Raw genomic sequence first — 2,623 nt, forward strand, 5'->3', positions numbered from 1 at the left:
AGTCCGGCCGCGTCGTACACCGAAGCTCGTGTACGTCCATTCGCCTGCCCGGTACATCTGGAACCCGGAGCTCGATGACCGCGGCTCCGGCGTCGTGGCTCGGGTCGCGTCGCTCATCCTGAAGCCCATCGACCGGTTCCGTGCGCACGAGGCGACCTCCATCGCAGCCAACAGCGACTACGTCCGCGAGCGGATCAAGAAGGCGTGGGGGCGCGATGCGCAGGTCATCCACCCACCGGTCGACGTCGAGCGCATCCAAGCCGTGGACGATTGGGCTGCTGTTCTGCAGCAGGACGAGCGCACGGTGCTCGACGGGCTTCCCGAGCAGTTCCTGCTCGGAGCATCACGTTTCATCGGGTACAAACGGCTCGACCTCGTGATCCGGGCAGGCGAGGCGTCCGGTCTTCCCGTGGTGCTCGCAGGCGGTGGGCCGGAGCGGGACGCGCTTCTCGCCGAAGCGGCGTCAGCGACCGTGCCGGTACACATCGTGGACGAGCCCGAGGACGCCCTGCTCTACGCGCTCTACCAGCGCGCGTCGGTGTTCGTCTTCCCCGCGGTCGAGGACTTCGGGATGATGCCCGTCGAGGCGATGGCGTGCGGTACGCCCGTGATCGGGAATGCTCTCGGCGGGGTCCGGGAGAGCGTGGTGCCAGGGCTCAGCGGGTGCCTGCTGGAGGAGTTCGACGCCTCGAGCCTCCGTCGGGCGGTGCAGGAGGCCGGGCGGCTGGACCGCGCGATCATCCGTTCGTACGCCACCTCGTTCTCGGTCAGTGCGTTCCAGGTCCGGGTCAGAGCCTGGCTGGACGCCGCGCTCGATCGCGAGGTCGTGCCGTGCTCCTGACGGACGCACGGTGGCGTGGGCAGCACGGGATCGCACGGTTCGGCACAGAGGTGCTCGGTCGCCTGCACCTCGAATCGACGCGTCTCCGAGGCCCGGTCGATCCGCTCTCGCCACTCGATCTGCTGAACCCGTTCCGACTCTCGTTGGGGCGGCGAGATCTCGTGTACACGCCGGGCTTCAACGCTGGTCCGACCTTGGCCCGTCAGGTTCTGACCGTTCACGACCTCATCCACCTCTCCCACGCCGATGAAGCGTCCTGGGTGAAACGCCGGTACTACGAGTCGGTGGTGCGACCCGCCATCAAGCGCTCAGGTGTGGTCCTGACCGTGTCGCAGTCGTCGAAGACGGTCATCGAGCGGTGGCTGGACGATGCCGACGTCCGCGTCGCGGACGTCGGCAACGGGTGCGCGGATGTCTTCTTCGAGCCCGCGACGAAGGAGCAGGCCGGAGAGGACCTGCTCTTCGTCGGCAACCTGAAGCCGCACAAGAACCCGACCGTCCTCTTCAGAGCCCTCGCCGCACTCGACGGCATCCGGCTGACGACTGTGACAGCGGACGCCGCCGGCGTGCAGCGCCTCGTCGAGCAGCACGGGCTCGACGGGAGGGTGCGGGTCGTGGCGGGATGCGACGACGCGACGCTGCGTGATCTGTACGCTGCGCATCGGGCTCTCGTCATGCCGTCCCTCGAGGAGGGCTTCGGTCTGCCGGCGGTCGAGGCCATCGCGTCGGGTCTTCCCGTCGTCCACTGGGCGGGCTGTGCTCCGCTCGGGTCGATCATCGGGTCGTACGGGACCGCCGTCGATGATCCGCTCGATGAACTGGCGTGGGCGCGTGCGATCGAACAGGTCCTGAACCGGCCGCGACCACCTCGACACTCGCCTGACGGATGGCGTGCCAGGTACTCGTGGGATGCGGTCGCTCGCCGGGTGCGAAGCGAGCTCGAGGCGCAGCAGCGCGACCAGTAGCTCCGGTCGGCTCGCTCGCCTCTCTACGACTCCGAGACCGGAGTGCCGAGGCGGCGGAGCGTCAGGCGTGGGCGAGACGTCCGAGCAGATCGCCGTAGCGCTCGAGCAGACGCGTCGTCGCGGCCTCCACGAACTCCGGGTGGTCGGCGCGCGGCGCGACCGTCTCGATCGCCTGCGCGGCCGCGGCGTTCTTGCTCATCCGGAACTGGCGCGCGAGGCGGGCGAGGGTCTCGTCCTCGGCGGGGCTGAGGCGGAGCGTCATGGCCATACCTTCAACGTACGGTTGAAGTGGAGGCCTTGGCGGTGGCCCTCCGGGGCGTGTCGTGCCCCCCGTTCGGGGGCCATCGACCCGGCGGGGGAGACCGCCGGGCCGTACGATCGTCCGCCATGGCCCGCGCGACGCATGCCGGCGCGTTCCGCGTGCGGTTCGTCGCCGCCCTCTCGGTGATGTACCTCGTCGTCGTGCTGGTCGTCACGCTGTGGCCGACCACCGTCGACCAGGGCATGGCGCCGTACATCGACCGGCTGCTGGCGAAGCTGTGGTCGAAGGGCATCCCGACCTTCGTCGACTACGGCTTCATCGAGTTCGCCGCGAACGTCGTGTTCTTCGTGCCCGTCGGCTTCCTGCTCAGCGTGCTGCTGCCGTTCCGCCTGTGGTGGGCAGCGATCGTCGGCGGCGCCCTGCTGTCCGCCTGCGTGGAGACGGCGCAGGGCCTCTTCCTGCCCGGCCGCGTCTCCAGCCCCGGCGACGTCGTCGCCAACAGCCTCGGCGCGGTGATCGGCTGCCTGGTCGCCGTCGCGCTGCGGACGCTGATCC

4 protein-coding genes are annotated in these 2,623 nt (G+C 69.5%); 3 read left to right on the forward strand and 1 reads right to left on the reverse strand.

Annotated elements, in window-relative coordinates:
- Positions 1-841, forward strand: an 841-nt coding sequence (locus tag ACFE60_RS18685; protein ID WP_375390350.1) for a glycosyltransferase, incomplete at its 5' end; no start/stop codon positions are given.
- A complete protein-coding gene (locus ACFE60_RS18690; protein WP_375390351.1) occupies positions 832-1,806 on the forward strand; it encodes a glycosyltransferase family 4 protein in 975 nt (324 codons plus the stop codon). The genes ACFE60_RS18685 and ACFE60_RS18690, both read left to right, overlap by 10 nt.
- 61 nt (positions 1,807-1,867) lie before the next feature.
- Here ACFE60_RS18690 and ACFE60_RS18695 read toward each other — a convergent pair whose 3' ends face one another.
- Positions 1,868-2,074: a CopG family transcriptional regulator gene (locus ACFE60_RS18695; protein WP_375390352.1), complete on the reverse strand. Its 207-nt coding sequence runs from the start codon at positions 2,072-2,074 to the stop codon at positions 1,868-1,870.
- Positions 2,075-2,193: 119 nt separating this feature from the next.
- Here ACFE60_RS18695 and ACFE60_RS18700 point away from each other — a divergent pair.
- Positions 2,194-2,623, forward strand: a 430-nt coding sequence (locus ACFE60_RS18700; protein WP_375390353.1) for a VanZ family protein, incomplete at its 3' end; no start/stop codon positions are given.

This window comes from uncultured Amnibacterium sp., assembly GCF_964245895.1.
GTDB lineage: Bacteria > Actinomycetota > Actinomycetes > Actinomycetales > Microbacteriaceae > Amnibacterium.

What these genes read in the sequence shown, in the direction of transcription:
- ACFE60_RS18695 (WP_375390352.1), bottom strand. Translation starts at nt 2,074, where the DNA reads ATGGCCATGACGCTCCGCCTCAGCCCCGCCGAGGACGAGACCCTCGCC.